The 25552-nt window shown below is 43.6% G+C and carries 32 protein-coding genes; 20 read left to right on the top strand and 12 right to left on the bottom strand.

What is annotated here, in order from left to right; translation table 11 throughout:
- Positions 1-34 precede the first annotated feature (34 nt).
- Both NF865_RS05375 and NF865_RS05380 read left to right on the top strand, forming a co-directional pair.
- Complete coding sequence (locus NF865_RS05375; protein WP_253303773.1) at positions 35-775, top strand: heparan-alpha-glucosaminide N-acetyltransferase; 741 nt, start codon at positions 35-37, stop codon at positions 773-775.
- Between the two features lie 9 nt (positions 776-784).
- Positions 785-1174 (top strand): NfeD family protein, encoded by a 390-nt coding sequence (locus NF865_RS05380; RefSeq protein WP_253303774.1) that lies wholly within the window; start codon positions 785-787, stop codon positions 1172-1174.
- Here NF865_RS05380 and NF865_RS05385 read toward each other — a convergent pair.
- From NF865_RS05385 to NF865_RS05395, 3 genes are all read right to left on the bottom strand, one after another.
- Positions 1146-1577, bottom strand: coding sequence for a hypothetical protein (locus NF865_RS05385; RefSeq protein WP_253303775.1), 432 nt, complete (start codon positions 1575-1577; stop codon positions 1146-1148). The two genes, NF865_RS05380 and NF865_RS05385, sit on opposite strands and share 29 nt — an antisense overlap.
- Positions 1578-1601: 24 nt before the next feature.
- Positions 1602-2771 (bottom strand): threonine synthase, encoded by a 1170-nt coding sequence (gene thrC / locus NF865_RS05390; protein WP_253303776.1) that lies wholly within the window; start codon positions 2769-2771, stop codon positions 1602-1604.
- 142 nt (positions 2772-2913) lie between these two features.
- Positions 2914-4008, bottom strand: a complete 1095-nt coding sequence (locus NF865_RS05395) for a methyltransferase domain-containing protein (protein WP_253303777.1) — start codon at positions 4006-4008, stop codon at positions 2914-2916.
- An 82-nt stretch (positions 4009-4090) separates the two neighbouring features.
- On the opposite strand from NF865_RS05395, the gene NF865_RS05400 reads away from it, so the two are divergent.
- From NF865_RS05400 to NF865_RS05420, 5 genes are all read left to right on the top strand, one after another.
- Positions 4091-4882 (top strand): class I SAM-dependent methyltransferase, encoded by a 792-nt coding sequence (locus NF865_RS05400; RefSeq protein ID WP_253303778.1) that lies wholly within the window; start codon positions 4091-4093, stop codon positions 4880-4882.
- 3 nt (positions 4883-4885) lie between these two features.
- On the top strand, positions 4886-5287 hold the full coding sequence (locus NF865_RS05405; RefSeq protein WP_253303779.1) for a secondary thiamine-phosphate synthase enzyme YjbQ: 402 nt from the start codon (positions 4886-4888) through the stop codon (positions 5285-5287).
- Between the two features lie 97 nt (positions 5288-5384).
- Positions 5385-6005, top strand: coding sequence for a DUF257 family protein (locus NF865_RS05410; protein WP_253303780.1), 621 nt, complete (start codon positions 5385-5387; stop codon positions 6003-6005).
- A 440-nt stretch (positions 6006-6445) separates the two neighbouring features.
- Positions 6446-6892: an ArsR family transcriptional regulator gene (locus tag NF865_RS05415; protein ID WP_253303781.1), complete on the top strand. Its 447-nt coding sequence runs from the start codon at positions 6446-6448 to the stop codon at positions 6890-6892.
- 17 nt (positions 6893-6909) lie between these two features.
- Positions 6910-7497 (top strand): hypothetical protein, encoded by a 588-nt coding sequence (locus tag NF865_RS05420; protein WP_253303782.1) that lies wholly within the window; start codon positions 6910-6912, stop codon positions 7495-7497.
- A 219-nt stretch (positions 7498-7716) separates the two neighbouring features.
- Here NF865_RS05420 and NF865_RS05425 read toward each other — a convergent pair whose 3' ends face one another.
- A complete protein-coding gene (locus NF865_RS05425) occupies positions 7717-8283 on the bottom strand; it encodes an Era-like GTP-binding protein (protein WP_253303783.1) in 567 nt (188 codons plus the stop codon).
- A 52-nt stretch (positions 8284-8335) separates the two neighbouring features.
- On the opposite strand from NF865_RS05425, the gene NF865_RS05430 reads away from it, so the two are divergent.
- The 3 genes from NF865_RS05430 to NF865_RS05440 are packed head-to-tail and all read left to right on the top strand — an operon-like array spanning position 8336 to position 10060.
- Positions 8336-8647 carry an OB-fold putative lipoprotein gene (locus NF865_RS05430; RefSeq protein ID WP_253303784.1) on the top strand — a complete coding sequence of 104 codons (312 nt, stop codon included), beginning with the start codon at positions 8336-8338 and terminating at the stop codon, positions 8645-8647.
- A 2-nt stretch (positions 8648-8649) separates the two neighbouring features.
- Positions 8650-9183, top strand: a complete 534-nt coding sequence (locus NF865_RS05435; protein WP_253303785.1) for an HD domain-containing protein — start codon at positions 8650-8652, stop codon at positions 9181-9183.
- 4 nt (positions 9184-9187) lie between these two features.
- Positions 9188-10060, top strand: a complete 873-nt coding sequence (locus NF865_RS05440; RefSeq protein WP_253303786.1) for an MBL fold metallo-hydrolase — start codon at positions 9188-9190, stop codon at positions 10058-10060.
- Here NF865_RS05440 and cas4 read toward each other — a convergent pair.
- Together cas4 and NF865_RS05450 are read right to left on the bottom strand one after the other, a co-directional pair.
- Positions 10050-10670, bottom strand: coding sequence for a CRISPR-associated protein Cas4 (gene cas4, locus NF865_RS05445; RefSeq protein WP_253305566.1), 621 nt, complete (start codon positions 10668-10670; stop codon positions 10050-10052). The genes NF865_RS05440 and cas4 overlap by 11 nt on opposite strands.
- A 144-nt stretch (positions 10671-10814) precedes the next feature.
- On the bottom strand, positions 10815-11159 hold the full coding sequence (locus NF865_RS05450; RefSeq protein WP_253303787.1) for a hypothetical protein: 345 nt from the start codon (positions 11157-11159) through the stop codon (positions 10815-10817).
- Positions 11160-11311: 152 nt separating this feature from the next.
- Between NF865_RS05450 and NF865_RS05455 the strand changes: the two genes are divergently transcribed.
- Positions 11312-12157: a class I SAM-dependent methyltransferase gene (locus tag NF865_RS05455; RefSeq protein WP_253303788.1), complete on the top strand. Its 846-nt coding sequence runs from the start codon at positions 11312-11314 to the stop codon at positions 12155-12157.
- On the opposite strand, the gene NF865_RS05460 is transcribed toward NF865_RS05455, so the two are convergent.
- The gene (locus NF865_RS05460; RefSeq protein WP_253303789.1) at positions 12147-12308 is read right to left on the bottom strand and encodes a hypothetical protein; all 162 of its coding nucleotides are present in this window, start codon (positions 12306-12308) and stop codon (positions 12147-12149) included. The genes NF865_RS05455 and NF865_RS05460 overlap by 11 nt on opposite strands.
- 67 nt (positions 12309-12375) lie before the next feature.
- Here NF865_RS05460 and NF865_RS05465 point away from each other — a divergent pair, with 67 nt between their 5' ends.
- The 5 genes from NF865_RS05465 to NF865_RS05485 all read left to right on the top strand — a co-directional run bounded on the left by NF865_RS05465 (position 12376) and on the right by NF865_RS05485 (position 17696).
- A complete protein-coding gene (locus NF865_RS05465) occupies positions 12376-13281 on the top strand; it encodes a radical SAM protein (RefSeq protein WP_253303790.1) in 906 nt (301 codons plus the stop codon).
- A 111-nt stretch (positions 13282-13392) separates the two neighbouring features.
- Positions 13393-14460 (top strand): ABC transporter permease subunit, encoded by a 1068-nt coding sequence (locus tag NF865_RS05470; RefSeq protein ID WP_253303791.1) that lies wholly within the window; start codon positions 13393-13395, stop codon positions 14458-14460.
- Positions 14447-15772 (top strand): ABC transporter permease, encoded by a 1326-nt coding sequence (locus NF865_RS05475; protein WP_253303792.1) that lies wholly within the window; start codon positions 14447-14449, stop codon positions 15770-15772. The genes NF865_RS05470 and NF865_RS05475 overlap by 14 nt, the downstream gene beginning before the upstream one ends.
- Positions 15773-15842: 70 nt before the next feature.
- Positions 15843-16667, top strand: coding sequence for a Dph6-related ATP pyrophosphatase (locus NF865_RS05480; RefSeq protein ID WP_253303793.1), 825 nt, complete (start codon positions 15843-15845; stop codon positions 16665-16667).
- 36 nt (positions 16668-16703) lie between these two features.
- Positions 16704-17696, top strand: a complete 993-nt coding sequence (locus NF865_RS05485; protein WP_253303794.1) for an AI-2E family transporter — start codon at positions 16704-16706, stop codon at positions 17694-17696.
- Here the strand turns inward: NF865_RS05485 and NF865_RS05490 are convergent.
- Both NF865_RS05490 and NF865_RS05495 read right to left on the bottom strand, forming a co-directional pair.
- Complete coding sequence (locus tag NF865_RS05490) at positions 17677-18222, bottom strand: nicotinamidase (protein WP_253303795.1); 546 nt, start codon at positions 18220-18222, stop codon at positions 17677-17679. The genes NF865_RS05485 and NF865_RS05490 overlap by 20 nt on opposite strands.
- A gap of 2 nt (positions 18223-18224) precedes the next feature.
- Complete coding sequence (locus NF865_RS05495; protein WP_436317644.1) at positions 18225-18632, bottom strand: DUF2240 family protein; 408 nt, start codon at positions 18630-18632, stop codon at positions 18225-18227.
- 153 nt (positions 18633-18785) lie between these two features.
- On the opposite strand from NF865_RS05495, the gene NF865_RS05500 reads away from it, so the two are divergent.
- The 4 genes from NF865_RS05500 to NF865_RS05515 all read left to right on the top strand — a co-directional run bounded on the left by NF865_RS05500 (position 18786) and on the right by NF865_RS05515 (position 21825).
- On the top strand, positions 18786-19172 hold the full coding sequence (locus tag NF865_RS05500) for a PaaI family thioesterase (protein WP_253305568.1): 387 nt from the start codon (positions 18786-18788) through the stop codon (positions 19170-19172).
- A gap of 52 nt (positions 19173-19224) precedes the next feature.
- Positions 19225-19530 (top strand): PadR family transcriptional regulator, encoded by a 306-nt coding sequence (locus NF865_RS05505; RefSeq protein ID WP_253305569.1) that lies wholly within the window; start codon positions 19225-19227, stop codon positions 19528-19530.
- Positions 19527-20702 (top strand): MFS transporter, encoded by a 1176-nt coding sequence (locus NF865_RS05510; protein WP_253303796.1) that lies wholly within the window; start codon positions 19527-19529, stop codon positions 20700-20702. Before NF865_RS05505 ends, NF865_RS05510 begins: the two co-directional genes overlap by 4 nt.
- 127 nt (positions 20703-20829) lie before the next feature.
- Entirely contained in the window at positions 20830-21825 is a 996-nt protein-coding gene (locus NF865_RS05515; RefSeq protein ID WP_253303797.1) for an asparaginase, read from the top strand.
- On the opposite strand, the gene NF865_RS05520 is transcribed toward NF865_RS05515, so the two are convergent.
- From NF865_RS05520 to NF865_RS05530, 3 genes are all read right to left on the bottom strand, one after another.
- A complete protein-coding gene (locus tag NF865_RS05520) occupies positions 21822-22040 on the bottom strand; it encodes a hypothetical protein (protein ID WP_253305570.1) in 219 nt (72 codons plus the stop codon). The two genes, NF865_RS05515 and NF865_RS05520, sit on opposite strands and share 4 nt — an antisense overlap.
- 42 nt (positions 22041-22082) lie before the next feature.
- Complete coding sequence (locus NF865_RS05525; RefSeq protein ID WP_253303798.1) at positions 22083-24305, bottom strand: DHH family phosphoesterase; 2223 nt, start codon at positions 24303-24305, stop codon at positions 22083-22085.
- A gap of 76 nt (positions 24306-24381) precedes the next feature.
- Positions 24382-25542: an MFS transporter gene (locus NF865_RS05530; RefSeq protein ID WP_253303799.1), complete on the bottom strand. Its 1161-nt coding sequence runs from the start codon at positions 25540-25542 to the stop codon at positions 24382-24384.
- Positions 25543-25552: the final 10 nt, after the last annotated feature.

The following is a 25552-nucleotide window of genomic DNA, read 5'->3' on the forward strand; positions in this document are numbered from 1 at the left end:
AATAAGGCTTGAAGTTTATATCCCTTGATGTTTGATGTTTGGCAGTGAGGCATACTCAAAGCGCTTTTGGGAAATTGATTTTGTTAGGGGAGTAGCGCTAATCATGATGCTAATATCTAACTTTGTCACAGACCTGCAGTTCTTTCTTGGGTATTCTGAGCACAAGCTTTTCTGGAGGATTTTTGCCTATGCAACCGCTTCCCTTTTTGTTTCAATCTCCGGTCTTTCACTTTGGATAAGCCATGCAAGGAGTAAAAAGAGCATAAGAAAGTATCTCCTGAGGTTCGCAAAACTTTTCGGTCTTGGCTTACTTATAACCCTAACCACATATCTTCTTCTGGAAAGAGGAACGATTTACTTTGGAGTTCTGCACTTCTTGGGAGTTGCAAGTTTGCTCGTAATCCCCTTTTATAGGTTGGGTTGGAAAAACATCCTCCTTGCAATTCTCTTCCTCCTAGGAGGGCAAGTTGTAGATAATATCCACGCAGAGACGCTTCTTCTCATTCCCTTAGGGGTAACTCCTCAAAACTTCTTCACCTTGGATTACTTCCCAATCTTTCCGTGGTTTGGAGTCTTCCTTTTGGGAACTGCTATGGGCGCGCCCATCTATCCCGACGGAAAAAGGAGATTCAAGATTAAAACACCGAGAAATCCTCTTATCGAGTTCGTTTGCTTTATGGGACGGAACACCCTTAAGGTTTACCTCCTCCATCAGCCCGTATTCGTGGGCTTCCTCTTACTCTTATACGGTGGACTGCCCAATCTAAGCTTATGAGGGAGGAAAATGAAGAGGTATGTCAAAAACATCCTCAAAATCATTAGCATTTTGGCCGATGAAATAGTCGTTGGGTTATTTCTGTTCTTTATTTTGCCGAGGGCTGGAATAGAAGTCCCCTTAAAGCCTGCCTTAGCTGTAATAGGGTTTCTAATCTTTAAAGACGTTATTGCCGTTAAATTCCTCTGGGAGGTCTTTGATAAAAGGGTAGAGGTTGGGCCTGAGGCATTGATTGGAAAGGAGGTAGTGGTCGTTGAAGAACTGAACCCAAAGGGAATTGTAAAAGTTGGCAACGAGCTCTGGATTGCCGAATGCATAAACGGGACAGCTAGAAGGGGAGAAAAAGTCAAAATAATAGAGGTTAAGGGCACTAAGCTTCTCGTGGAACGCCAAGGGTAGTTAAGATCATTGCAATTTCCTCTGGGTTATCTGTTGTGAAGGCTACATCCCATCCCCTTCTGTGGATTACTATGCAACCTTTGGCTGGAAAATTGAATCTTATTGGGGCCCAACAATCTACCCACCCCATTTTAACCTCAAAACTAATAATTTCATCTATCCTTATTGTTTTTCTGACGATAAAGCCAATTGTGCCTCGAAGCCGTATTTCGTTTTCATCAATTTCAATTCTGAAGGCCATGAGGTCTATCAGAATAAGAAGTAGGGGAACGAAAATTGTCAGCATAATTTCGAACCCTTCTCCCTCAACATACGTAGCCCAAAGTCCAGCTGAAAGCCCTATGAAGCCCGGGAGTGTTACCAGAAGCATGAATTTACTGAATCGCTTCTCTTCATAGAGCATAGGACATCAAAAATAAGAAAAGGGTTAGAGTTTAATAAAACTTTCCCAGGTTTTTATGTCCTTCAAGCCATGACCGGTTGCAACGATAACAACGCTTTCGTCCTTATCAATTATTCCCTCTTCTCTCATGGTTTTAGCGAGGGCGAGGGCTGTTGCTGAAGAGGGCTCCACGAAGAGTCCTTCTTTTCCAAGCATCATTCCAGCTTCCATAGTTTCTTCGTTCGTTACCGCACCAAGGTATCCTTCACTTTCATCAATCGCCTTTATGACGTTCTCCCCATCTACTGGAGCTTTAACCGCTATTGCAGAGGCAACCGTTGGCTTCTTTTCTTTTATGGGCGTGATTGGCTTTCTCTCTTTCCAAGCTCTAACTATTGCATCGTAACCTTCAATCTGAGCTCCGGCAATTTTTGGCAGTTTTTCAATAAGACCTAGCTCGTAAAATTCCTTCGCAGCCTTCCAAATGGCCCTTAAATGAGTCCCCGCTCCAATGGGCACTACAATCCAGTCAGGAGAATCAAATCTGAGCTGATCAAAGATTTCAAACCCTGTGCTTTTTTGACCTTCAACCCTATAGTGATAGTTGCCCGTAAGGTAGTAGCCTTCCTCCCTTGCCATCCTTTCGCTCTCTGCTAAGGATTCGTCGTAGGTGCTCCCATGAATTTTTATCTTCGCACCATAAACAACTGCTTGAACAAGCTTTCCAATTGGAGTCCCTTCTGGGACAACTATCGTTACTTCAAGCCCCGCCTTAGACCCGTAGGCAGAAACACTGGCGGCCATGTTCCCTGTTGAAGCCACGACAACTTTTTTTGCGTGGAATTCAAGAGCCTTCGTTATCTCTACACTCGAACCTCTGTCCTTGAATGCCCCCGTTGGATTTTCTCCCTCATTTTTGACGTAAAGCTTTCCGAAGCCAAGCTTTTTCTCAAGGTTTTTCATTCTGTAAAGCCTTGTACCTCCTTCGTTGAGGCTAACGATCTTCCTGAGGTTTGAAACCGGATAGAACATCCAGTACTTCCATACCCTTGGAGGCTCTCTAAACCATGAGTCGTTGTCTTCTATAAGATCTCTAATCGAATCGTAATCGTACTGAACATCCAAAGGAGCGCCGCACTTTTCACATTTGTAAATTCCGCTTGCCAGAGAATACTCTTTGCCACATTTGGTACATTTTAGTACTGTTTCGAACATTCTAAATCACCTCCTCAGTCTTTGCTCAGAAGTTTACAATTATAAATCTTGGGGTAACATGAAATTTTGTTGAATTTATTTAGAAACCTCCAAAGAAAGCACAACAGAAGAGGGAAAAATAGGTGGAAAAGTTCCAATAGCTCTATCCTCTAAATCTCAAGACGTGGATGTCTCTAACAACCTTGTGTCTCTCCTCAAAGTCTGTATATTTAGCTAACACCTCAAAGCCAAGCTTTTCGAGCCACTTCCTATCTTTGCGGTAAATTCTTCCATCGCTGAGCTTGTATGCAGGAAAAACGAAAACAACTCTCCCGTTTCTTTTTAAAACGTTTCTAAAGCTGTCAAAAACTTGATAATAAAAACAGTCAAGCTCATTGGCTAGCTGGATAGCTTCTCCTCTCGTGGGGCGATACTTTAGGGGCTTGCCCATATACGGCTCCGTAACTATTGCGTCGAATTTAATTCTAAAGCAACGCTTGAGCTTCCTTGCATCGCAAACCTCAAGGTGAGCACTTTTCTTAGTTCTAAATTCCTTTCTTAACCACCTTAGGTTTTCTTTAGCTCCTTTAATTGCCCTCTCATCGGAATCGCTTCCATAAGCATTGAGCCCTTGAAGCAGGAACTCCTGCACTATGGTGCCTATTCCGCAGAAGGGATCGAGAAAATTGCCTTGCCTTACCTCTGTAAGGTTTACCATTATCCTAGCCAAACGTGGGGGAATTGAGAAGATAGCCCTCTGAACTGGCCTCTCAACGTCGAGCTTTTTGAGCTCAAATGGATCCGCAACAGCTGCAGTCTCTCCAACGTAAAGTCTCTCCCCAAATATGAAGACAAAATCCTTTACTTCAGGAAAGCCCTTTAGGATAAGTTCAGAAGGCATCGCATATACTTTGGCGGGCTTGAAGAACTTTGCAGGGCCGTGGGATTTAAAGTTTTTCTTTATTTCGCTCCCCAGCTTCCTCCAGAGTTTCCAGTCATCTTTCCCATAAAGGCTCAGGGTAAAGAGCTTTGCATAATCTAGGTCTTTTATAGCTTCTTCGCTCTCACCAATGATTCTAACCAGCTTTAAAGAACCGCCGAGCCTGTGGAAAAGTCTTTCTATGCTCTTGTCACTCTCAAAAACTATCCAATGCGTTGAATTCTCGACGAGTTTAACCTTTAACCTAAACCTTCTTACGAAAGCCCAAAATTCCGCCTCACTCAGCCTTGGGTTCTTTCCGTAGATGATCGCATACATGGTTTGAAGTTCAGTGGGGGATTTAAAAAGGTTTGGAGAAACCCTTAAATAAATTCTCAATAATACTCCTTGGTGAATTCTTATGAGCCTCAAAGAACTTTATCGCTATCTTCAATGGAGAATGAATCCAGATGATAAGAGGGCAATTCTGAGGTTCCATCGAATAGTGGAGGCATTTGAGAAGTTGGATGAAGAGGGACTGCTCCCTAAAGCGCCAAGAGTTCTCGACATATGTGCCGGCACGGGAATAGCTGGCGTGGCAATGGCCAAAGCGACCGATGCCAAAGCCCTTACAGTCCTCGATGCAAGAGAGGAAGACCTCAAAAAGGTTGAAAAGTGGATTGAGATAGCAGGTTTAAATTTGAAGCCAGAAATAGTTGCAGGAGATGCGAGGGAAGTCGCAAAACTCGTTGGTAAGCACGATGTAGCCATTCTATGGGGTCTCACAATGCCACATTTTGATGCTTTCGATGCCGTAAAGCTCTTCGCTAACGTGGCTTTAACGCTAAGTGACAATGGAGTTTTCCTTCTTGAAGAGGCAGACAGGGTTTATGGAATATTTTACCAAGTGGGGTACAAGGACATGCTTGTGGAAACCAAAAGCGATGAATACACACTAATCTCTCTTCACGAAGGCTACGACCCAATTAGAGGAGTGTTCAAGAGAACCTACTATAAACTTCCCGGGTTTGAGAAAATCAGTGAGCAGGAACACCGGCTCTGGGACTTAGCTTCCCAGCTCGCACTTGGGAGCGTGTTCTTTAAGGAGCAGCGGCTCATATCCCGCGCAGAGCATGGAGTAAACGGGGTTTCGCATATAATTTATTTAAAAACTCCGAGGAGAAAAGTTGCTAAAGAAATTTTGGGGGAGTAAGGCATGCTCTTTGAGATCGAGATCCCAACGAGAGAGGAGTTTGAGCTGATTGACATCACCCACTTAATAAACCAGAAAATAAGGGAAGCTGACGTGAAAGAAGGGATAGCAGTAATTTTTACGCAGCATACAACCACGGCCCTTTTCATCAACGAAAACGAAAGCGGACTCCTTGAAGACCTTAAAGAATTCCTTCAAAGTCTTATCCCCAAAGGGAAAGGCTACAAGCACGACAGGATAGATAGGAACGCACATTCCCATTTGAGGAGTATCCTCCTAAATCCGAGCCTTGCAATCCCAATAAAAGAGGGGAAGCTTTTGCTTGGCACTTGGCAGAGCGTTATCTTTGTAGAGCTTGATGGACCGAGGAGAAGGAGAGTTTTCATAAAGCTTTGCCAGTGTTGATTTTTTTCTTTTCAAATCCATATTTAAGCAAAAAATAAATCTGCAAGACAAAAATCTTAAATTTTGTAACGTCATGGATAATATTAGAGGTGGTACAGTGTTAGAAGTCTTTGACAAGCTGAAACCGGGAGAGATTGTGTTAGTAGAATATTCATCCAAAGATGACCCAATACCATTCACCACTGAAGCAGTAAAGTGGGCTGATGCCAAGAAATACCAAGTGCTGGTAACTGATTTCTTTAATCGGGTGGAGTTATGCCTAAGGCGAACGAAACTAGAAATCCCCCAGTGTGAAGAGTTGAAAAAAGCAAAATTCATTGAAATTGGATACCATGAAATATCTGAAGTAAATATGGTTGGATTTTTGAGAGGAGATAGAGATTTGCCTGCATTAGTCAGTGAATACCGTCAGATTTTTGATAAGATAGTAAGTGAAAAGTTTACAGTTGTGTTTCTCTTTGGAATAGAAAGATGGTGCATTATAAGAGACGAAGAGATACAGCTTATCAATGTGCTCGCAACATTTTTGGGAGACACTCGCAGGATCGCCTTCTACTTTGTGAACCGAGATATTCTAAATGCAACTAAGCCAGAAGTCCTCGCTTTACTAGAAGAATTGGCCACAACCATTATAGAATTCAAAAAAGACAAGAGAAGAAAGCTTGTGGTTACTAAAGCCCTTAACAGGGAATTAGAAGACTATGAAGTGGAGCTGTAAGGGTAGCAAAGTTAAAGCCCTTTTCTTCATCTTTTCTGCCCATTTTTGACCAGTATTTCCTTGTAGTTTGAGCATTCTATTAATTATTGGTGATGTGTGATGTTTGGCTTTGAGAGTTTGAGAAGGTTTTGGGAGAAGGAGAGGAAGCCTGAAGTTGAGAGAGAGTACGCGAGATACGAGGCGATGAACTTCCAGAGAAAAATCATGTGAGGATCGAAATAATACTCACACCAAAAGCCAGAAACTATGTTTTGATTTCCGGTTATTCTATTCTTTATTTCAAAAACTTCTCCAAAGGAAATATTTAAATACTGGAAAGACATTACTAATATTAATTAGAAGCCAATTTGTACAATTAAGATAAGTTCATCTAAGAACTGATCAGTTCTAATCAGAAACCCTATATGAATTGACCAACATAATATGAAAGTGGGATAAAGATGCCAGAAGAACAGGATGTCAAGAAGCTTTCAGAGGAAGTTAAAACCCTAAGAAAAGCCTTAGATGACCTTATGACAAGCTTTGAAATGGTCTCAAGACTTGCAGACAATTATCTCCGCCTGATTAACATTTACGCCCAGTATGGTGGATTGGGAATAGATGTCGTCGTGCCGGAGATAAGAAATGACCCAATAGCGAGAGAAATCGTGAGAATTCTCTTCGATTTAAAAGTTGCAAACATAAGCCAGATCACACAGGAATTAAAGAGACGAAGAGGCAAAGCTTCGAGAAATACCGTTAGGGAGAGGATTCACTACTTACTCGACCTTAATGTTGTTGAAGAAGTTGATGGAGATAAAGGAAAAGCCTACACACTCAGAAAGGAAGTGCTCAATAAGTGGTTTGATTTGATCGGAATCCCAATTAAGTTTGACCAGACAAAGTAGTTATTGAGGTGATTGAAATGGAATTTAATGAAAAATTTGGTGAAGAGATAAAGAAAAAGATTGAAGAAGCAATGGAAAGCGAAATAGGAGCAAAAAAATTCATAGAAGATACCATTAAAGAGCTCACACAACAACTCAGAGAAGCAAAGAGCGAAGAGGACATAAAGCTCATCGAGAAAAAAATAGAAATGCTCGAAGACATGCTTTATACAGTCCCAAAGAAGAAAGAAGGCGGAGATGATGCGGAAGAAGTTAGCGAAATCCTTAGTGCAGTCTCAGAGCACTTGCCAAAGATTATGGAGTCCATTTTCGGGCCAATAAAAGACCTCCTAAACGATGTATATGATCCAGAAAAGGCAGAGAAGTTTGGGAAAAACGTTGCAAACTTCTACAAGGAGCTTGTCGGGGCTGGAATGGATCCGGATAAAGCTTTTGAGCTTACAAAGGAGTACATGGAAAGCATGAACATCATAAAGACCCTTGTGGGAGCTTTTATGAAAGAGAAAATGGGCAAACTTGAGGGCCTTAAAGAGCTCCAAAACCTCGGAAAGAAAAAGAAGAGCGAGATAGAGATTGAGGAGGACGAATTTGAGGAGGAGCTTTGATGGGTCTTTCTCTCTTTCTATCTTTCCTGCGATTAATGTGGATTCTGCCCAAAACGTTATGGCAGCTGGCTGGAATGAAAAGGGCTATCAAGAGGGGGAAAAGAAAGTTTAAGAAAGCACTGATCAAAAACGGCCTTCCCAAAGAACTAGCAGAAGAGCTTGCGAAGGAATATGCCCCTTTGGATGAAATGCTGAGCATTGAAGGAATTCTAAAATTGGTTAAGACTTCTTGGCGTACTGGGCGTAATATGCCAGCTTTTCCAAAAGTTCGTTAAATCCTTCGTAGGTAACCAGTGACAGCATTATTGGTTCTTGCTCAAGCCTCTTCTTGATGATTTCCCTAAGCTCTTCAACTTTTTCTCTCGGCACGAGGTCTATTTTATTGACAACCACTATTATCGGCTTTTCATAGCGGAACTTGAGGAGGTGATGGAGCTTTTCCATTCCCCTGTGAAGACCGTACTGGGCATCTATCATGTGGATAATTATGTCCGCTGAAGCGATTTCATTCAAGAGCTCTTTGAACTTCTCCTCGCTCAAAACTTTTCCTCTAAGTTCATGTTGTGGATCATAAAGACCAGCAGTGTCGATTAAAACCAGCTCATCCGCGCCTCCAAAGGGATTCTTCATTGTTTTTGGTATCTTCACAGTTCCAAAGGCCCTTTTTATAACTCCCTTTGTGGTGCCGGGAATAGGCTGTGTTTCGGATACCTTCCTTCCCAAGAGGGCATTCATGAGCGTTGACTTGCCAACGTTTTCGGCACCAATAATCGCAACCTTTATCATCTCACTCACCCAAATTATTCTCACGAGATTGCAAGTTATAAGGGTGATGGGAGTGAGGAAAACTAAGCTCGGTCACAACTATTATTACATCCTTACGATTGACGAGCTCAAAAATGGAAAATTCAGAGGAAAGAACGTCGTGGTGGAAGGAATTGTCGAGGACAAACCAAAAATAGAATTCCTACCCATGGAACTGCCAAGTTACAGAACGACTTTCCATATTTCCAACTTAAGAATAGAGTTCTCAGGAACTCCAAACATCGGCAAGGGGGAGAGCGTTAGAGTTTATGGGAGATTCGTTGGGGATGGAATAATAGCCAAGGCCATTGAAACGGAAAGAGCCCTCTACGTAACGGAGGAATAGGGATGTTAGACCTTTTTATAGAGGCGGGAAAATTAAAAAAGCTCCCCCGAATGGGATGGCTGCTTAGAGGCGTTGCCAACCCAGAAAGCGTTGCCGAACACACCTTTAGAGTGGCTCTGATAACCCTTTTCTTAGGAGACGAGCTGAAGAAAAAGGGAATAGACATAAACGTTGAGAAAGCCCTAAAGATAGCCCTCCTCCACGACCTTGGCGAAGCAAGGATTACAGATTTGCCCCTTGAGGCGCAGAACTATGTGGATAAAAAGAAAGCCGAGAGGAAGGCCATGGTAGACATTCTTGGTGCTGAAAGAGTTGAATATTTCAGACTTTTTCAAGAGTACGAAGATGAAAAAAGCTTGGAAGGCAGGCTTGTTAAGTTTGCTGATAAGCTAGAAATGGTTCTCCAAGCTTGGGAGTATGAAAAGAGCGGAGCTAAGGGGTTGGACGAATTTTGGGGGGCTCTGGATTACTTAAAGAAAAGCGAGATCTATGCACATTTTAAAGATCTTATCGATGAATTGGAAAAGCTGAGGTGATTTTATGGCCCTTGAAAAACTCGGAGAGAACCTTTATCTTTACCCCGGGAGCCCTTCAACAATGATAAAAGCCGGAGAGGATGTAGTAGTTGTTGACCCGGGAAATGGGAGCAAGAGACACAAAGACCTCAGGCGAGAGCTGAGAAAGATAAACCTTGAGATTGATTACATGCTCTCCACTCATGGGCATGCTGACCACATAGCCATCGCCCCAAAGCTTGGAAAGCCCCTTTTCATTCACCGATATGAGTTCTCCATAGCAGAGAGCCCAATCAACAGAGAACTCTTGACCTTCGGCTCAAAAGCACCAAAAGGGTTTTTAGTTTACCAGTTTTCGGATGAGATTAAAGTCCACGGTATTTTTGAATGGGGAGACGAGCTCTTTGGGCTGAAAACAGTAGAGCTTTCTGGACACTCCCCGGGAATGACGGGTTTCCTCGATGAAGAGAACGGTGTTTTATATGCAGGCGACAGCTTTTTTGGAGAGAGGGTTATTCAATCGGTGGGCTTACCTTATCTTGTTGAGCCAGAGGTTTTCAAGGAGTCCATAAGAAAATTAATGAGCTATGCAGAGGAAGGAATTCTGCTTATACCGTCTCATGGAAGAGCCGTAAAGGGAGAGGAGGCTTTAAAACTGCTTGAATTTAATCTCCAGAGGGTTGAAGAAGGAGAAAGGAAAATCCTCGAGCTGTTAAAGGAACCAAGGAGCATAAGTGAGCTCAGCTATGCCCTTGCAAAGGAATTTGGAGCAAAGATAACGCCTCAAGCACTTGCGCTGAACCAAGTTCCAATAAGGGCAATTATAGCAGGACTATACAATAGAGAACTTATAGAGGCGGTTGTGGAAAAAGACCTCAAGTGGAAAGCTAAGGAGTGAATCCGTTTCCAAAGCAGATGTAATAGTAGGGGCAGAATTTGCAGGTGTAGTCATGCCATCCCTCCGGAGGGATGTCCTTTTCATAATGTTTTTTTATCAGGTAGAACCGCTTCACGGTCTCTTTGAAAAGCTTCTCGTCGTAGGGCACTTCAAACGCTTTAAAGCCCTTGCCCTTGACTATTGGAAACCTGGAAAAATCTATGCCTTTTAAAACCTTTTTCGGCTCTTCATGCAGCTTAACGTAGTACAAATAGCCGTATTCACTTTCCGCCCACCTCAAATAAACGTTCAGCTGTGCCAAATGATAATCGTAGGGAATTCTTGGGAGGTAAGTTTTTCCCTTTATCTCTATTGGAAACTGCCTGAAAGCATCTATCCTTCCGTGGATTTCAAGCCCGAGGCGGGGGGACTTAAGCACGATGTGCTTTTCAAGCTCAAAACCAAATCTCTTCTTAAGAATCTCGCCAAGAACGTTGTGGGTATTAACCCCTCGCTCAAGCCTGACCCTTACAAACTCAGGCCATTTTTCTTTGTATCCTTTAAGACGAAAGTAAACCCTTCTGGGGCACGTCATCGCCTCGCTTGCATAAAACTCAAGTAGCTCGGTCATTCTTGCTCCCTCAAAGATATTTAAAGCGTCAGCTAATACCGACGTCATCATCGACTCAGACTGGGCAAGGCCCATCATCCGCTAACTAAAATACCCGTGTAAGGTTTAAAATATTTGAGGTGAGGTAAGGCAAAAAAGAAAAAATTAACCCCTGGTTTTTAGAAGAGAACCTTTCTTTATCGAGTAGCTTAAACCATAGGCAGGCCAGAGGCCAGGAGGCAGCGAATAGTGGTGGAGATTCCTGAGTATTTTCTCGGCATGCTCTTTTTTATCTGCCACTACCCTAAGCTTTTCCCGTGTTAGCTCAACAGTTCCATGCGGGAGCCTTAGAACAATTTTGTCTCCTACTATATCTGGCTTAGCCCTTATTAGAAGAGCCCTCAAGTCTCTATAGGCATCTTCGGTTATTTTCTGCTCAATGATGCCTTCCTTCTTTTTGGATTTTAATATCTTGGTCAACCAAAAACTACTCGAGGATTCATCATCCATTGTCAAACTCTACCTCCGGTGAGGTTCTCAAATAATTCTGGGGAATACTCCTTTTTAAGCTTTTTCCATCGTTCTTTGCCGAAATGACTGATTTGATATTATTTGCACAATAAACCAAAAGGTTTTAAGGAAGTTCTTGAAGTTTACATTGCATGAAAAAGAGAAAGACCCAGCTTATAAAGCCCAGAATTCGGGAGATACTAAGCAAAACTCTTCCTCCCAGGTTAGTTGACTTTCTTCCAAAGCATTGGGTCCAGCTGGGAGATGTTTTAATTCTCCCTCTTAGAGAAGAACTTCTGCCCTATAAGCATGAGATTGCAAAGGTTTATGCTGAAGTATTAGGCGTCAAAACGGTCTTAAGGAAGGGGAGAATCGGTGGAGAGTTCAGAGAAACGAATTACGAAATAATTTATGGGAACAACCCGATAACAATCCACAAAGAGAACGGCATCCTCTACAAGTTTGATGCATCCAAGGTGATGTTCTCTCCAGCAAACGTCAAGGAAAGAGTCAGAATGGCAAGCATAGCAAAGCCAGATGAGCTTGTAGTTGATATGTTCGCTGGAATAGGGCATTTAAGCCTGCCCATAGCAAAACACTGTGGAGCAAAAGTTATAGCCATCGAAAAGAGCCCCTACACATTTAGATTTCTCGTAGAAAACATTGAGCTTAACAAAGTGCAGGACAGAATGACTGCTTACAACATTGACAACCGTGAGTTTAAGGGGGAGAACATAGCCGACAGAATCCTAATGGGCTATGTTGTAAAGACTCACGAGTTCATCCCCAAAGCCCTTGAAATAGCCAAAGACGAAGCAATAATTCACTATCACAACACAGTTCCCGAAAGGCTGATGCCAGAAGAGCCTTTCAAAACTTTTCAAGAAACTGCAAGGGAATACAACTACGAGGCGGAGCTACTGGAGAGCAGAATAATCAAGCGCTACGCCCCCGGAGTGTGGCATGTGGTTTTAGATGTAAGAGTCTTCAAAAAGTAGAGCTCTCATAGGTAGCCCAGACAGTGTAGCAGCCTTTTTCATCTTCCTCAATGTTTATGGCTTTTAAGGAGCTCCCGTATTCATTAACAAGCTTCTCAACTACTCTCGGCAGCTCCTCAAGGAAAGCTTTTCTCTTCACGGTTATCTTCATTTGATCACCACAGGCCCAACAACGTCAAGTTTTTTAATGCTTTCCCAAAGCATTTCTAGGTGAGAAAATGAAATACAGCTGGGAAGAATTTGCGAGAAAAATGGGTGTTGAACCAAAAATCCTGGAAAATAAAGAGGCGAGATTGTTAAAGAAGTTTGTTGATGATCTAATCCCTCCAACTCACTGTCAAGGATGCCAGGGCTTAGATTTGAGCATAGAAAATCCCGTACACCATCCTTCTTATGAGCTCACCCCAGCATGCAACCACGACTGTATATTCTGCTATTCAAACGTTGCCTTAAAGCTCGGAAAGGTTCCAGAGCCGGGCTACTACGGATGGGAAAACCCTTATGCGATTACCGTTTCCCAATATGGCGAGCCCCTCATAAGCCCAAGAATAGTTGAGGTCAACAAAATGCTTCGCGAGAGGTTTCCGGATGCGAGGCTGGACTTACAAACAAACGGCTCCCTTTTAACGAAAGAACTGTGGCAGAAGCTCGACTTTGACCTCGTAATGGTAAGCCTCGATGCAGCGAGCAGAGAAAAGCACAAGATGATAACAAATGCAGACACCTTCAAAAACGTTGTAAATGCCCTTAAAATTGTCGGGGCAGACAAATCAGTGCGCTCCATAGTGAGAACTATCTTCATGCCTGGCATAAACGATGAGGACATACCGAAGATAGCAGAGCTAGCCGCTTCGCTCGGTGTTGACGAGATGATGCTCCAGCCGTTAACAATCCACAAGCTCAACGAAGAACGCCTGAAAAAAGCAGGTCTGGATTTTGAGAGTGCCGAAAGCATAAGAGAATACCTAAAGGCGGCAATGGAAGCTAAAAAGTACATAGACATTAGGATAAGTGGCTGCCAGCTGGCAATATACCGCACAATGGATCCCTTAACGCTCTTTAGCGCAAGAAGGGTTGCGAGAGACGTTGTCCCCATTGTCAAGAGAAACAGAAAAGAATTCTAATCGAAAGCTATGTTCCCTGACGTTTTATCCTTCTTTTAATTCCAATCAAAACTCAACTGCAATATTGCTCACACAAAAATCTTAAAAAGTAAGCAAATTTACTCAAACTAGGTGGTTAAACTGCTGGGGAGGGTAGTTCAAAACATTGCACTACTTATTGTTGTACTTCTGGTTACGGGCATCGCGATCCAAGTTGCCACTGAAAAAGTGGGAGACCCAGAAAAAATCTCATACTGCGTTAAATCTGGAGAACTTAATCCCGACGAGGAAGGGCTTGTGAACATGGTTCGGGGGGTAAAGTGCTATCTAAAGTTTTCATTAGGAGTTTTTAAGGACGAAGAAAAGATCCTCATCTCAAGAACCTATGAAGGCAAAACATACCAGTTCTATATCCTTTCTCCGAGAGGACTCTTCACCACGTGGCTAAAAATAACCCCTGAAAAGTCTATTGCGATGACAATCTCGCTTTTGCTCCTTAGCATGGCGATTATATTCCCCCTAGGTCTTTACTGGGGACTAAGAGCTGGACACAGGGGCGAAATTTCCGACAGGATTCTCCTCCTGCTTGCCCCCGTCTTCTCAGGGGTTCCGGGATGGTTTTGGGGCCTCATGTTCCTCTGGATTCTGTGGTGGAGGTTTGACATGGGGGCAGTCAGTTATATGAACTACATTCAGAGAGCGGAAGCTCACGGCTCGGCAGGGCTCATCGACCATTTCATTGCCCTCCTCATACCCGTGCTCGCCCTGACCTTTGCAAACATCGTGATATACGCTTTCAGCGTTAGGAATCTTGTAAAACAGGAGGCCCATGAAGAGTACTTCCTGGTGGACTCCCTCAAGGGACTTCCCGACAGGAGGATTCGCAGAAAGCTCCTCAGAACAGTCCTTCCTTCTTTCTTGACATTCACCAGCTACAACTTCCTAAACCTCATGATAAACGGGATGGCCATCGAGAAGCTCTTCGATGTTCCCGGGCTCGGATACACCCTGAGTTACTTCTTGGGCAGATACTTCGTGGAGACAGATGAAGGGACGTGGGCCCCCAAACTTCAGTTTTTCCCTGAGGGCATCTTTTTCGTTGCATTAGTTATGGCAGTCCTCTACTTCTTAAATTCCACCATAATGGAGGCCCTTTACCTCCGCCTTGACCCCAGGAGGGAGGCCTATGAAGAAGCGTAAAGTCCCGAAAAGAATTGCAGTGGCAGCAACAATAATCTCCCTGTACGTCATCTTGGCAATCTTTGCGCCTTACCTCACAAACCCGGAACACATTCAAAACTGGAACAATAAGGCTTACTGGGAGCACAACCCTTCCAATGCAGTGCCAACATTTTATGGTCGCCTGAAAAACCTTCCCCCTACAGAGTGGCTTGAGGGAACTTACGCCAACGGCAAGCTTATCTTTGAGTACAATTTTAGTTACAGTGAAGTCCCAACCGATATTATCCTGTTCTCGGACGTCAAAAAACAGCTGAAAGTAACCATTGTGACTCCCCTAAACGACAGCATAGCCATCTTCAAGGGTTACCCCTACGGGTTGGACGAAGGAGTGTTTTTAGCCAGAAACTATCCATTCTATTATAAACTCATGACGGAAAGGTGCGGCGTTGCCCCGGCCTATTTCATAGTCTTCAAGCCTGTCCTTAACATAATCTTTTCGAAGCCAAAGGAGGACTGCCTTGAAAACCCTAATCTCGTGCACGGGACGTATAAGATCATTGTCGAAGCGGTTTCCAAGAGGCAGAACGTACGCCTTGAGCCCAACGAGACCGTCAGAATAATGATTCAGGGAAAGAGCTATGGTATTCTTGGCACCGACCCCCTTGGCAGGGATGTGTGGGCAGGGTTCGTCGGGAGTACAAGGGAAAGCATTCTGATTGCTGTCATGGGGGCAATTATGGCACTCCTCTTCGCCCTCATCCTCGGAACAATCGGAGCCGTTCCGGGAATCGCTGGCAGGTTCGCGAACCTCATTTCTAGGAGTATAACTGTCATTCCCCTCCTCCCGTTTGCAGGTGCCATGGCCATCGTTATTGGAAACATCACTCTCGACTACATCATAGATGTAAACCCGGTGTGGCTCTCTGTGCTCCTGGGCTTTCTGCTCTCCGGAGAAGCCTCCAGAAACATTCGGACTATTGTTAAGGGAGAACTCAAGAAGGGATATGCGGAGTCCTCTGTAGCCCTTGGTGGAAACATGTGGTGGGTTCTCAGGAAGCACATCTCAAAAGTTCTCTTCCCGTACTCCCTCTACCAGCTTTCCATTGCAATTCCGCGGGTTCTGGCCCTCCTTACCATAATGGGGTTCTTTTCCATAGCACCGGGCTTCAACTGGGGCAGCTTAATGTCCCAAACGATAATTATGGGAGCTACATACACTTACCGCCTCAACTGGTGGCAGGTTCTGCCGGTGGGAGTCTCCATAGCGGTGCTCTCGATATCGTTCACACTCATCGCAACCTGGATAGAGGATGAGTTTATTAAAGTTTGAAACGAGCCAAAAGACACAACTTCCTGAACCGCTCCCCAAGGTTTTTAACTGCTACTTCATTTCTTCTATCATGCTCAAGTGCTCACTCTGCATAAACGATGAAAGGACAGCAAAAATCAAAATCGTTGATGGGAATCCAATATGCAAGGAGTGCATAAACTACCTAGCCCATAAACCAGACAAAGAAAAAATAAGAGCCGAACTTGAAGAGCTAATGAGCAAAGTGGACAAAGCCATAGTAGCTTTTTCGGGCGGAAAAGACAGCACAGTGGCTCTTTACTTAGCAAAAGAAGTCTACAAGGTTCCAGAGCTTGAGGCTGTGATGATAGACCACGGGTTCATGGCTAAAGAAGCCATAGAGAACGCAAAGAGGATAGCCGAACATCTGGGTGTTCCCTTAACGGTTCTTCGCTATGATTACTCCGATATCTTTAGAGACGCCCTCCTTAAGGCAAAATCTCCCTGCAAAAAGTGCTCTTCAAGGACAATGGAGAGACTTAGAAAGTACGCTCTGAGGAAGGGAGTCAGATACATAATAACTGGGCATGAGTTGCCTTTCGGCCATCATCCATACAGGTTAATGAGCGATGGAGTGATACAAATTCGGTTATTGAGCCTCATGTCCGAGGAAGAGCGCTTTAAAATTCTCAAAAAACTTCCCTTTAAACCTCCCGAGCTTGCCGGCTATACAACAAACTGCCTTATCTTAGGCCCTGCACTCAAGAGATACTATGAGAAGCATGGCTACAGCTTTGAAACGAGAAGGATAGCAGCTCTGGTGAGATATGGACTGATAGACAAGGAGAAGGTCCTAAAAAAGGTCAACAAACCTGAAATCCCAGAGGACATTGAAAAGGAAGTGTACAAAAGACTCGGAATAGAGAAAAAAGATTAATATACTACCAAAACCAACTCAAATAATGGGAAACTCATGAAGGCGGAAGAAATCATATGGGGGGCTGTTGCACTTATAATCCTTTATCTCTCGTGGAAAACAATAGCCCCTCTCTTGTCAGCAATATTCTTTGCTGGAATCTTGGCCTATGCGGTCTTGCCACTTCACAAACGGCTCATACAAAAGACAACACCAAAAAACTCTGCCTTAATATTAACGGCACTCGTAATTGGAGGCTCTGCCCTAATAACTGTCGAGCTTATTCTGATTATAAAAAACCTCATCGTGTCTTTCTATGAGGATATAATGGCATTTCTTTCATGGAGTTTGAAGCTTGAACTCCCGTTTGGCATGCACGATCTTCTTCAGAAACTCTACTCCCAGTTAACTCCAAAGCTAAGCGAGTACGTGCAGAACTATGCCTTTTCGATTCCCAGCTACCTTATTCAGCTTGTCGTATTCTTTGCGGCCTTTTACGCCTTTCTCGTAAATTCGGAAGAAATAAAAAGACAAATACATGCTTTAATTCCTAGGGGGCACGAACATCTGGCGGAAAAGCTATTAAAGAGGGCAGATATCACACTGCAGGCACTCATAAGGGCATGGCTTCTCCTTAATATTGCCAAGGGCATCATAATGACCCTCGGCCTCTGGGGATTAGGTATTACAGATTTCCCGACCGCTTTACTAGCCGGACTTTTAACAATACTCTTCAGCTTTATTCCGCTTTTCGAGGGATGGATGATATGGGTCGTTGCGGCAATATATCTCCTAAAACAGGGAGATATACTAAGAGCACTCGCGATATCAACTTATGGGGCTTTGTTTGTGTCTCCGGTTCCAGATTTCACAATTAGGCCCAAGCTCGTTGCAAAAGAGGCCAAACTCGATGAGATAATGGTGCTCGTAGGGATGATAGGAGGAGTATGGGCTTTTGGGGTTAAAGGCCTTATAATTGGCCCAATAGTGCTTAACCTTGTATCCGCACTGACGAAAGAGTGGAAAAGACTCAAAGCTCAGCAGAGCTGATAATTTTTGCTCCATTCTCTTCTAATTCTTTGAGAGCTTTTTCCTCATCCTCAGGCTTTATTCCCTTAACTGCATCCCTGATGATATAGACATCAAAGCCGTGCTTGAGGGCATCTAGGGCTGTGGCCTTAACGCAGTACTCCGTTGCTACACCGCAGATGTAAACCTTTTTAACATCTTTTTCCTTCAATATCCCCGCCAAATTCGTGCCTTCAAAGCCGGAATACGCCTCTTTATCTGGCTTATCAGCTTTTGAAATTATTATCGCATTTTGAGGCAGCTTTACTACGATTTCCGCACCTTCGGTGTTTTGAACACAGTGCTTCGGCCATGGCCCACCTTGCTCCTTGAAGCTTATGTGGTTAGGAGGGTGCCAGTCCCTAGTGGCAACGATCAAAGCCCCTTTCTTCTTAAACTTCTCAATAAGCTCTTCAATTGTTGGAATTATCTTGTCGCCATCAGGGACTGGAAGAGCCCCACCGGGCATAAAATCTCTCTGCATGTCAACTATTATCAGGGCTTCCATCCTTATACCTCCAGTTTATTTTTAAATTTCGACATATCTATACCTTTGTCCAAACCATAAAGGTATGCGACTATTTTCTTATCCAGATTCCCATATCTCTCGGAAAACTTCTCCAAGTCCTCAAGAACCTCCAAGTGGCTCCAGCCAAGATTTTTGGCAATGTAATCTATCATCTCACCAAAAACGTCCTCACTCTCTTCTTGCTCTTTAAGAGCGTCCTCTCTGATTACGAGCTTCTCTCCCTTTTGCTCAATGATACCCCTTTTTATGGCTTCTTCAATAAGGTTTTTAGCCTCAGAATAATCCATAAGGCCGAGCTTGAGTACAATAATGCCTATTAACTCGGGCTTTGAAAATTCATTCGAACCCTTATAGATGATCGCATGCCTCAAAGCCTCCACAAATCCCACCAAGAATGAATAGGAACTCAAAAAATAAAAACGTTTGCTAGGCTAGTGTTGCTCCACCCAGAAGAAATACCTTAACCTTAATTGAAAGTTAAAAAGCTCCAAAATGTGAAAGCTTTATAATTCAGTGAAGCCAAATGTCTACTGGTGGTTAGTATGGAGCAGAGAACCCACCTGCTAACTTCCAAAGAGCTTGTGGGAGAGCCCGTAAAAATTGAAAAAGGCTATGCAGAAGTGAAACTCAAAACAAAGGACGAGATGAAGGTTGATGAATACGGCCTAGTTCATGGGGGCTTTACCTTCGGTTTAGCCGATTATGCCGCAATGCTCGCGGTTAATGAGCCCACGGTAGTTTTGGGAAAAGCAGAGGTTAGGTTCACAAAGCCCGTAAAAGTGGGAGACGAGCTTTTAGCTAAAGCAAAAGTTGTGGAAGATCAAGGAAAGAAGAAGGTCGTATTTGCTGAAGTCTTCAATCAAAAGGGCGAGAAAGTCCTAGAGGGCAAATTCTACTGCTATGTTCTGGAGAAGCATGTACTCAAGTGACCTTTCAAAAAATTTTTATAGTTAAACTCGAAATTCGACATCGGTGTTCGATATGATGCGACGCATTATCCTCGGCTTCATGGGACTGCATATCTTACACCACGCAAGCAAAGAACCAATAACCGGGGCTTTTATGATAAAAGAGCTCGAATCTCACGGCTACAAAGTAAGTCCTGGAACACTTTACCCTTTGCTTCAAAAAATGGAAAAAACCGGGCTCCTTAAGAGCAGATGGGAAGTTCGGAATGGAAAAAGAGTGAGGCTCTATGAGATAACCCAAGAGGGCATTAGAGTATTAGAAGAAGGGAAAAAGAAAGTTAAAGAGCTCTGCATGGAAATTCTGGGTGATGAAAAATGAAAGAAAGGAAAATCTTCGGAATAAGCTGGAACGTTTTTCTCCTTGGCATTGTCAGCTTTCTCAACGATATGAGCAGTGAAATGATAGCGCCCATAGTCCCGACTTACTTAACCGACGTCTTAGGGGTTGGAAAAGCGGCAAGTGGTTCAATAATGGGGCTCATAGAAAGCCTAAGCTCCCTTTTCAAAGTCGTTTTTGGCTATGTAAGTGATTTATTCAGAAAAAGAAAAATCTTTGTCGCCTTTGGATATCTCCTCTCAACAGTTTCAAAAGGAGCTCTTGCCTTTACGCGCTCATGGTGGGACTTTTTAACGCTTAGAGTTTTGGATAGGGTTGGAAAGGGCATAAGAACAGCTCCAAGAGATGCTCTAATAGCGGAATCGAGTGAAAAGGGAAAAAGCGGCAAATCTTTCGGCTTCCACAGGATGATGGATACCCTTGGAGCCGTGGCGGGTCCTTTGGTTGCCATGGGATTATTGGCGTTTCTGAAAAGCTACCCCCTAGAGAGGGCATATCGCCATATATTCCTGCTTTCAGCGGTTCCTGGCATCGTAGGGGTTCTCCTCGTGCTGTTTCTAGTCAAAGATAAGGGAAAGGAAGTTAAAAAGAAGGTAAAAGGGATCTCTGCTTTAAAAAGCAGAAACCTCAGAATGTTCCTAGTGATTGTTGCCTTAGCTGCCCTTGGAAGATACAGCTATGCCTTTACCCTATGGAAAGCCAAGGAGCTTGGATACAGCGTCCTTCAAGGGTTGGGGTTTTATGCAGTATTTAATGCAATCTACGCCCTTTCAGCATACCCGATAGGCTACTACTCGGATAAGGTCAGCAAAAAGGTTGTTATAACAGCAGGGTTTGGAGTAGCAGCATTAGCTTCGCTTCTTTTTGCATACTCTAAAAGCTTGTCGATGCTTCTTCTCGCTTTTGTGTTCTATGGGGTTTATATAGCCATTGAAGACACAATTCCAAGGGCTTACATGGCAGACCTAGCTGGAGAATTCGAGAAGGGAACTGTAATAGGGGCATACCATACGGTCTTTGGGATTTTTGTTTTTCCCGCATCTATGATAGTCGGGTATTTATGGCAGACGTACTCTCTAAAAGTGGGCTTTGTCTATGCAGCAACTGTGAATCTCCTAGCGATGCTTCTCATGGCCTTCCTTGTTAAAGACTAATATCCTCCAATTTTCTTTTATTTTTCGCCTTTTGTTGAATATATGTCAAGATTGAGAGAGATAAAACACAAATTTTTTGTCAGAAAGACTAAAAAACAATGAGTGGAAAAACATAGGGGCTGAGAAGATGAAAAAAATTTTAATCATTGGGACGGGTGGGACGATAGCGAGTGCAAAGACCGATGCCGGATTTAAAAGTGTTCTTACAATAGACGAGATTCTTGAAAAAGCCAATATAAGGTTGAAAAACGGATATAAGATAGATACAATGGACGTTTTAAATATCGACAGCACTCTTATCCAGCCCGAGGATTGGGAGGTAATAGCAAAAGAAACATACAAAGCACTAGAAGATTACGATGGGATAGTTATAACTCACGGCACTGATACTCTGGCTTATACTGCCTCCATGCTGACGTTCATGATTAGAGGGATTGACAAACCCGTGGTTCTAACGGGTTCAATGCTCCCGGTTACCGAGAAGGAAAGCGATGCTCCAAGAAATCTAAAAACGGCTATAAGATTCGCGATGGAAGATGTTTCCGGGATTTTTGTGGCTTTTATGGATAAAGTAATGCTCGGCTGTAGAACCTCAAAAGTAAGAGCTCTCGGCTTAAATGCTTTTATGAGCATAAATTACCCCGACGTTGCTTATGTAAAAGGAGAAGAAGTCATATACAACATCCCCAAAGAAAAATTCAAGCCCAAAGGGGAACCACAACTCGACACAAAATACGATCCGCGGGTGGTCTTCATTAGGCTTACTCCCGGATTGGATGGAGATGCAATAGATGCCCTTGTAAAAACTGGATACAGAGGAATAGTGCTCGAAGGCTATGGTGCGGGAGGAATTCCTTATAGAAAAAGGAACATCTTGGGCAAGATAAAAGAGATCACCCCAAGGATTCCAGTTGTAATGAATACACAAGCCCTTTACGACGGTGTTGACTTAAGCAAGTATGAGGTTGGAAGGAAGGCTCTTGAAGCGGGAATTATTCCTGCAAAGGACATGACAAAAGAAACGACAATAACAAAGCTCATGTGGGCATTGGGACATACAAAAAACGTTGAAGAAGTGAAAAAGATAATGCACACAAATTATGCCGATGAAATAAGGAGTTAGGCTTTTTCGAGCTTCTCTACCATTTCTTCAGTTATTGTGAGGGGCTTTTCAACCTCGTAGATGTCGTTAAGCTCCCAGACAACTTCTCCCTTGTTTATTGCCTTAACGTAGCGCTCTGCAAGTTCTTTGGCTTTTTCAAAAGAATCAGCCTCAACGATTCTCCTAACATACCATTTTCTTTCCCCATATTTAAGTTTGAATTCCGCCATATACATGGCAACCACCAAAGAAAAATTGTTGTATGGGTATAAAAAGGTTTAACTTTTCTTCAGCTTTACGACCTGCTTGGCAAACTCTTCAAGAACTTCCTTTCTCTTGCCCTCAAAGAACTTTATTGAACCTGCAAAGCTGTGCCCACCACCCTCTACTCCAGCATCAGGGAGCTTTTCCTGGAGGATTTTTATTATCTCGTTGAGGTCAAAACCGTAAGCCTGCATCCCGTCGCTTGCCCTGACAACCGCAAAGTCTGGACCATAAGCTAGAGTCAAGATTGGGGAATCCTCTCCATACTGCTCCTTAAAGTAGTCGTGAATCAGTCCGCTCAGCTTCCCTGGGGATGGGTATTCAAACTTCGGAGCATACAGCTCTACATCAATTGTATTGAACCTTATTCCGTTGGGCAGTACAACGCTCTTGACGTGAGGCAGAGACGCTCTAAGAGCTTTCTCTTGCTTTGCTTTCACCTCGGGATATATTGAGTCTATTAGCTTTCTGTGCCTTTCCAAATTGCCGGTAAGGAGAAGGAGCTCATCTATAATGCCATGTCCATCCATGAACTTCCAGTAGTAGGCCTCATGGTCAATTACTTCCGCTATTTTCTTCAAGTCTTCTTCCTCAAGCCCTTTGCTTTCTTTGGCTATTTTGAGGTACTGCTGAAACTCCGGAGCGTCACTCCTATCTCCGGTTCCAGCTATAGCGGGAAGATGCTTTATTTTCTCTTCAACTGGCGGATAGATAAATCTGGCTATTTCCGTTGCAAGCATTCCAGCCGTTAGCTCATAGTAACCGCGTTTAACTAAGTGGGGGTTGACGTGAACATCCACGTATTCATCAACCGCCGCTTTGTCCTCGCTGATGAAGTCTCTTGGATCATGGTGGTCAATGACGACTATTGGGACACCGTAGGCTTTTATACGTTTGTAAGCCGGGATATCTTCGGTTGTTCCTCCGTTATCGACTATTACAAGAAGCGGAAGCGGGTCTCCAAAGCGCTCGTGATCCTCTATCATAAAGATTATGTCCTTGAGAACGTCTTCAAGTTCATAAAACGGAGCCCTGCTTGGTCTTCTCTTAAAGAACTTCCATCTAGCTTGAGGGTCGGGAGAAATCTCCTCTAGGAGGGGCACTATAGCGTATTCAAGGGCTAAACCGGCAGTATATCCATCCGTATCTGCGTGGTGTCTCACTATTATGGGTCTTCCTTCGAATATCGCCTTTCTTATTATAAACGCAGCTTTCATAATCTTTGGTTTAAGCTTTTCCAAGACCTCGCTTTCAACTAAAAAGCCAATGTCTTCAGGTTGTGCCTTTTTGTTAAGCTCCTCTTCTATCTTTTTCTTCACTTCTGCTGCATCTGGACCCCAGAGACGGGACATGTCACTTATTTCTATCTGAATCTCTCCCGCATGGAATGAGACCTTTCCAATGACCTCCACTATATCTCCAACTTCAATATTTGGATAAGCCCTAACGCCCGGTGCTTCAAAGGCAGCGGCCCACGTTATGCCGGTTCCATCGGTTATTGTAAACACCGTTGGGCCACCAGTTACTTGTATTTGAGTCACTTTACCCCTAATCCTAACGGTCTTTCCTGCCATTTCCTTGGTTAATGCACCAATATCAGTGACAGGAAGCTCTTTCCTAACGACTACTTCCTTGTAGTGTCTCAAAGCAGACTCTATAAGGTCTATCTCCTTCTTCTCAGGCCTAACATCCAAAACTTGGACGAGAATTTCTTCCCCGGGAGTGTATTCCTTCTTCCCAAGGAGGTCTTTCCTTTTTATCAGACCTACAACGTGTGGATTAAGCCTCACGAACACTCCAAAGCGCTCGACTCTATCTACCACACCCTTGTAAACCTTACCAATCTCCACATCTTCATAGTCACAGGTTTTATCAAGGACGTAAACCACTTTATACTTCCTCTCGCAATCTGGACATACCCACGAAGTCTCCATTCCGGGTTCCCAGGGCTCCTTAATCTTTCCACAGATATCACAAACTAAAACTCTCCCAGTTCCCCCACATGTTGGGCAAGTGTCATAGACAGGAACAACGCCTTTTCCATGGCACTCCGGACAAGGAATCTCATCAACTTCTTCCTCTACTCCAAAATAGTCCAGGTTGCGGTAACCTTTGAGCTTATCACCTACTTTAAAATCTGCTGGGACGTAACCCCACCCATTGCAGACCTCGCACTCTTTCTCACCGCTTTTTACTTTCCCACTACCGTGACACTCCGGGCAGTCTTTAACTGCCATCTCTCACACCTCTCACAAAATTAGCATTTTTCTCATCTAATGAGACCAACTTGCTTAGGCTTATAACTCTTTCTTTTCATTCCTCCTTTGCGAAAAGCATCCAGAAGCTGATCATAGAGAGGGCATAAAGCGCCCCAGTTATGAAGAAGGGCCAAGTTAAAGAGATATCAAATAGTCCCCCACCTACAACCTGCCCAAGAGCATAGGTAGTCGTCCATGCAAAGCTCCTTAGGGCTATAGCCGTTGATCTTTCTTCCGTGGTGAAAAAGCGCATCATAAAGGCATCCCATATTGGGTTCACTATATTCATTAAGATTGTTCTGATGATGTATATTACCGCCGCAACAGGAAAAGCTGGTGAGAAGGGCATTGCAAATATCAATAAACTCGCACTTCCATTGAAGCCGACTATCGTCCTAACGCTTCCGATTTTATCGGATATCATGGGGAGAATGAACATTCCAAGCCCCATTATAAACTCCTGGAGGGCAAAAAGACCGCCAATACTCTCTAAACTAGTTCCAAAGCGTCTATTGAACCACAACCCAACATAGGGTATCGTTACCCCAGCTCCTATGCCTATTAAAGCCGATGGAAAAGAGAACTTGGCAATTTTAACTAACAGGTCTTTTTCAAGTCTGAGTTTCCTCTCTTCCCTCTTTAAAACAGGAGAAACTAAAAAGATGAAAAGTCCTTGAAGCGGAATCAACAAGGTAGCAACTAAAAGGGTCATCTTATAGGGATTCAACCCATCAAGAAGGCTTGGTAAAGCTCCGCCCAAATACATCCCCAGCGCAGAGCCTATAGTGCCCACTGCGGCATTTAAACTGAAAAGGTAATGTCTATTCCTCTCATTCGCTTCTTCACTCAACAAAGACATCGAAGCAGGCATTTCAAGTGCCATTCCCACTCCTAATATTGCAGATGCAATTGCAAATATCCAAAATTCCGGAATAAACACCTGGAGAAGCCTTGCAATGAAAAACATGCCTACAGCAAGCAGTATGGTTCTCCTATAGCCTAGTTTAACACTGACATGACCCGAAACCAAAAGAACTATGGCTTCGACTAGAGTAGAGATTGAAAAGAGAACTCCCATGTCAGAGAAACTCATCCCAAGGGAAGAATAATAGAACGGCAAAATAAACCACGCTATACTGTCACCTAACCTGCCCAGAAGAGAGTAAGCAATAACAAGCTTTGCATCTTTGCTGAATCCCCTATAGCTCTGCAACATCGCTTCTTTC

Source organism: Thermococcus aggregans (assembly GCF_024022995.1).
Lineage (GTDB): Archaea > Methanobacteriota_B > Thermococci > Thermococcales > Thermococcaceae > Thermococcus_A > Thermococcus_A aggregans.

Excerpts from the sequence above, each read along its gene's own strand:
- NF865_RS05375 (WP_253303773.1), top strand. The coding sequence starts at position 35 with ATGTTTGGCAGTGAGGCATACTCAAAGCGCTTTTGGGAAATTGATTTT.
- NF865_RS05380 (WP_253303774.1), top strand. The coding sequence starts at position 785 with ATGAAGAGGTATGTCAAAAACATCCTCAAAATCATTAGCATTTTGGCC.
- NF865_RS05385 (WP_253303775.1), bottom strand. The coding sequence starts at position 1,577 with ATGCTCTATGAAGAGAAGCGATTCAGTAAATTCATGCTTCTGGTAACA.
- thrC (WP_253303776.1), bottom strand. The coding sequence starts at position 2,771 with ATGTTCGAAACAGTACTAAAATGTACCAAATGTGGCAAAGAGTATTCT.
- NF865_RS05395 (WP_253303777.1), bottom strand. The coding sequence starts at position 4,008 with ATGTATGCGATCATCTACGGAAAGAACCCAAGGCTGAGTGAGGCGGAA.
- NF865_RS05400 (WP_253303778.1), top strand. The coding sequence starts at position 4,091 with ATGAGCCTCAAAGAACTTTATCGCTATCTTCAATGGAGAATGAATCCA.
- NF865_RS05405 (WP_253303779.1), top strand. The coding sequence starts at position 4,886 with ATGCTCTTTGAGATCGAGATCCCAACGAGAGAGGAGTTTGAGCTGATT.
- NF865_RS05415 (WP_253303781.1), top strand. The coding sequence starts at position 6,446 with ATGCCAGAAGAACAGGATGTCAAGAAGCTTTCAGAGGAAGTTAAAACC.
- NF865_RS05420 (WP_253303782.1), top strand. The coding sequence starts at position 6,910 with ATGGAATTTAATGAAAAATTTGGTGAAGAGATAAAGAAAAAGATTGAA.
- NF865_RS05425 (WP_253303783.1), bottom strand. The coding sequence starts at position 8,283 with ATGATAAAGGTTGCGATTATTGGTGCCGAAAACGTTGGCAAGTCAACG.
- NF865_RS05435 (WP_253303785.1), top strand. The coding sequence starts at position 8,650 with ATGTTAGACCTTTTTATAGAGGCGGGAAAATTAAAAAAGCTCCCCCGA.
- NF865_RS05440 (WP_253303786.1), top strand. The coding sequence starts at position 9,188 with ATGGCCCTTGAAAAACTCGGAGAGAACCTTTATCTTTACCCCGGGAGC.
- cas4 (WP_253305566.1), bottom strand. The coding sequence starts at position 10,670 with ATGACCGAGCTACTTGAGTTTTATGCAAGCGAGGCGATGACGTGCCCC.
- NF865_RS05450 (WP_253303787.1), bottom strand. The coding sequence starts at position 11,159 with ATGGATGATGAATCCTCGAGTAGTTTTTGGTTGACCAAGATATTAAAA.
- NF865_RS05455 (WP_253303788.1), top strand. The coding sequence starts at position 11,312 with ATGAAAAAGAGAAAGACCCAGCTTATAAAGCCCAGAATTCGGGAGATA.
- NF865_RS05460 (WP_253303789.1), bottom strand. The coding sequence starts at position 12,308 with ATGAAGATAACCGTGAAGAGAAAAGCTTTCCTTGAGGAGCTGCCGAGA.
- NF865_RS05465 (WP_253303790.1), top strand. The coding sequence starts at position 12,376 with ATGAAATACAGCTGGGAAGAATTTGCGAGAAAAATGGGTGTTGAACCA.
- NF865_RS05475 (WP_253303792.1), top strand. The coding sequence starts at position 14,447 with ATGAAGAAGCGTAAAGTCCCGAAAAGAATTGCAGTGGCAGCAACAATA.
- NF865_RS05480 (WP_253303793.1), top strand. The coding sequence starts at position 15,843 with ATGCTCAAGTGCTCACTCTGCATAAACGATGAAAGGACAGCAAAAATC.
- NF865_RS05485 (WP_253303794.1), top strand. The coding sequence starts at position 16,704 with ATGAAGGCGGAAGAAATCATATGGGGGGCTGTTGCACTTATAATCCTT.
- NF865_RS05490 (WP_253303795.1), bottom strand. The coding sequence starts at position 18,222 with ATGGAAGCCCTGATAATAGTTGACATGCAGAGAGATTTTATGCCCGGT.
- NF865_RS05500 (WP_253305568.1), top strand. The coding sequence starts at position 18,786 with ATGGAGCAGAGAACCCACCTGCTAACTTCCAAAGAGCTTGTGGGAGAG.
- NF865_RS05505 (WP_253305569.1), top strand. The coding sequence starts at position 19,225 with ATGATGCGACGCATTATCCTCGGCTTCATGGGACTGCATATCTTACAC.
- NF865_RS05510 (WP_253303796.1), top strand. The coding sequence starts at position 19,527 with ATGAAAGAAAGGAAAATCTTCGGAATAAGCTGGAACGTTTTTCTCCTT.
- NF865_RS05515 (WP_253303797.1), top strand. The coding sequence starts at position 20,830 with ATGAAAAAAATTTTAATCATTGGGACGGGTGGGACGATAGCGAGTGCA.
- NF865_RS05520 (WP_253305570.1), bottom strand. The coding sequence starts at position 22,040 with ATGTATATGGCGGAATTCAAACTTAAATATGGGGAAAGAAAATGGTAT.
- NF865_RS05525 (WP_253303798.1), bottom strand. The coding sequence starts at position 24,305 with ATGGCAGTTAAAGACTGCCCGGAGTGTCACGGTAGTGGGAAAGTAAAA.
- NF865_RS05530 (WP_253303799.1), bottom strand. The coding sequence starts at position 25,542 with ATGTTGCAGAGCTATAGGGGATTCAGCAAAGATGCAAAGCTTGTTATT.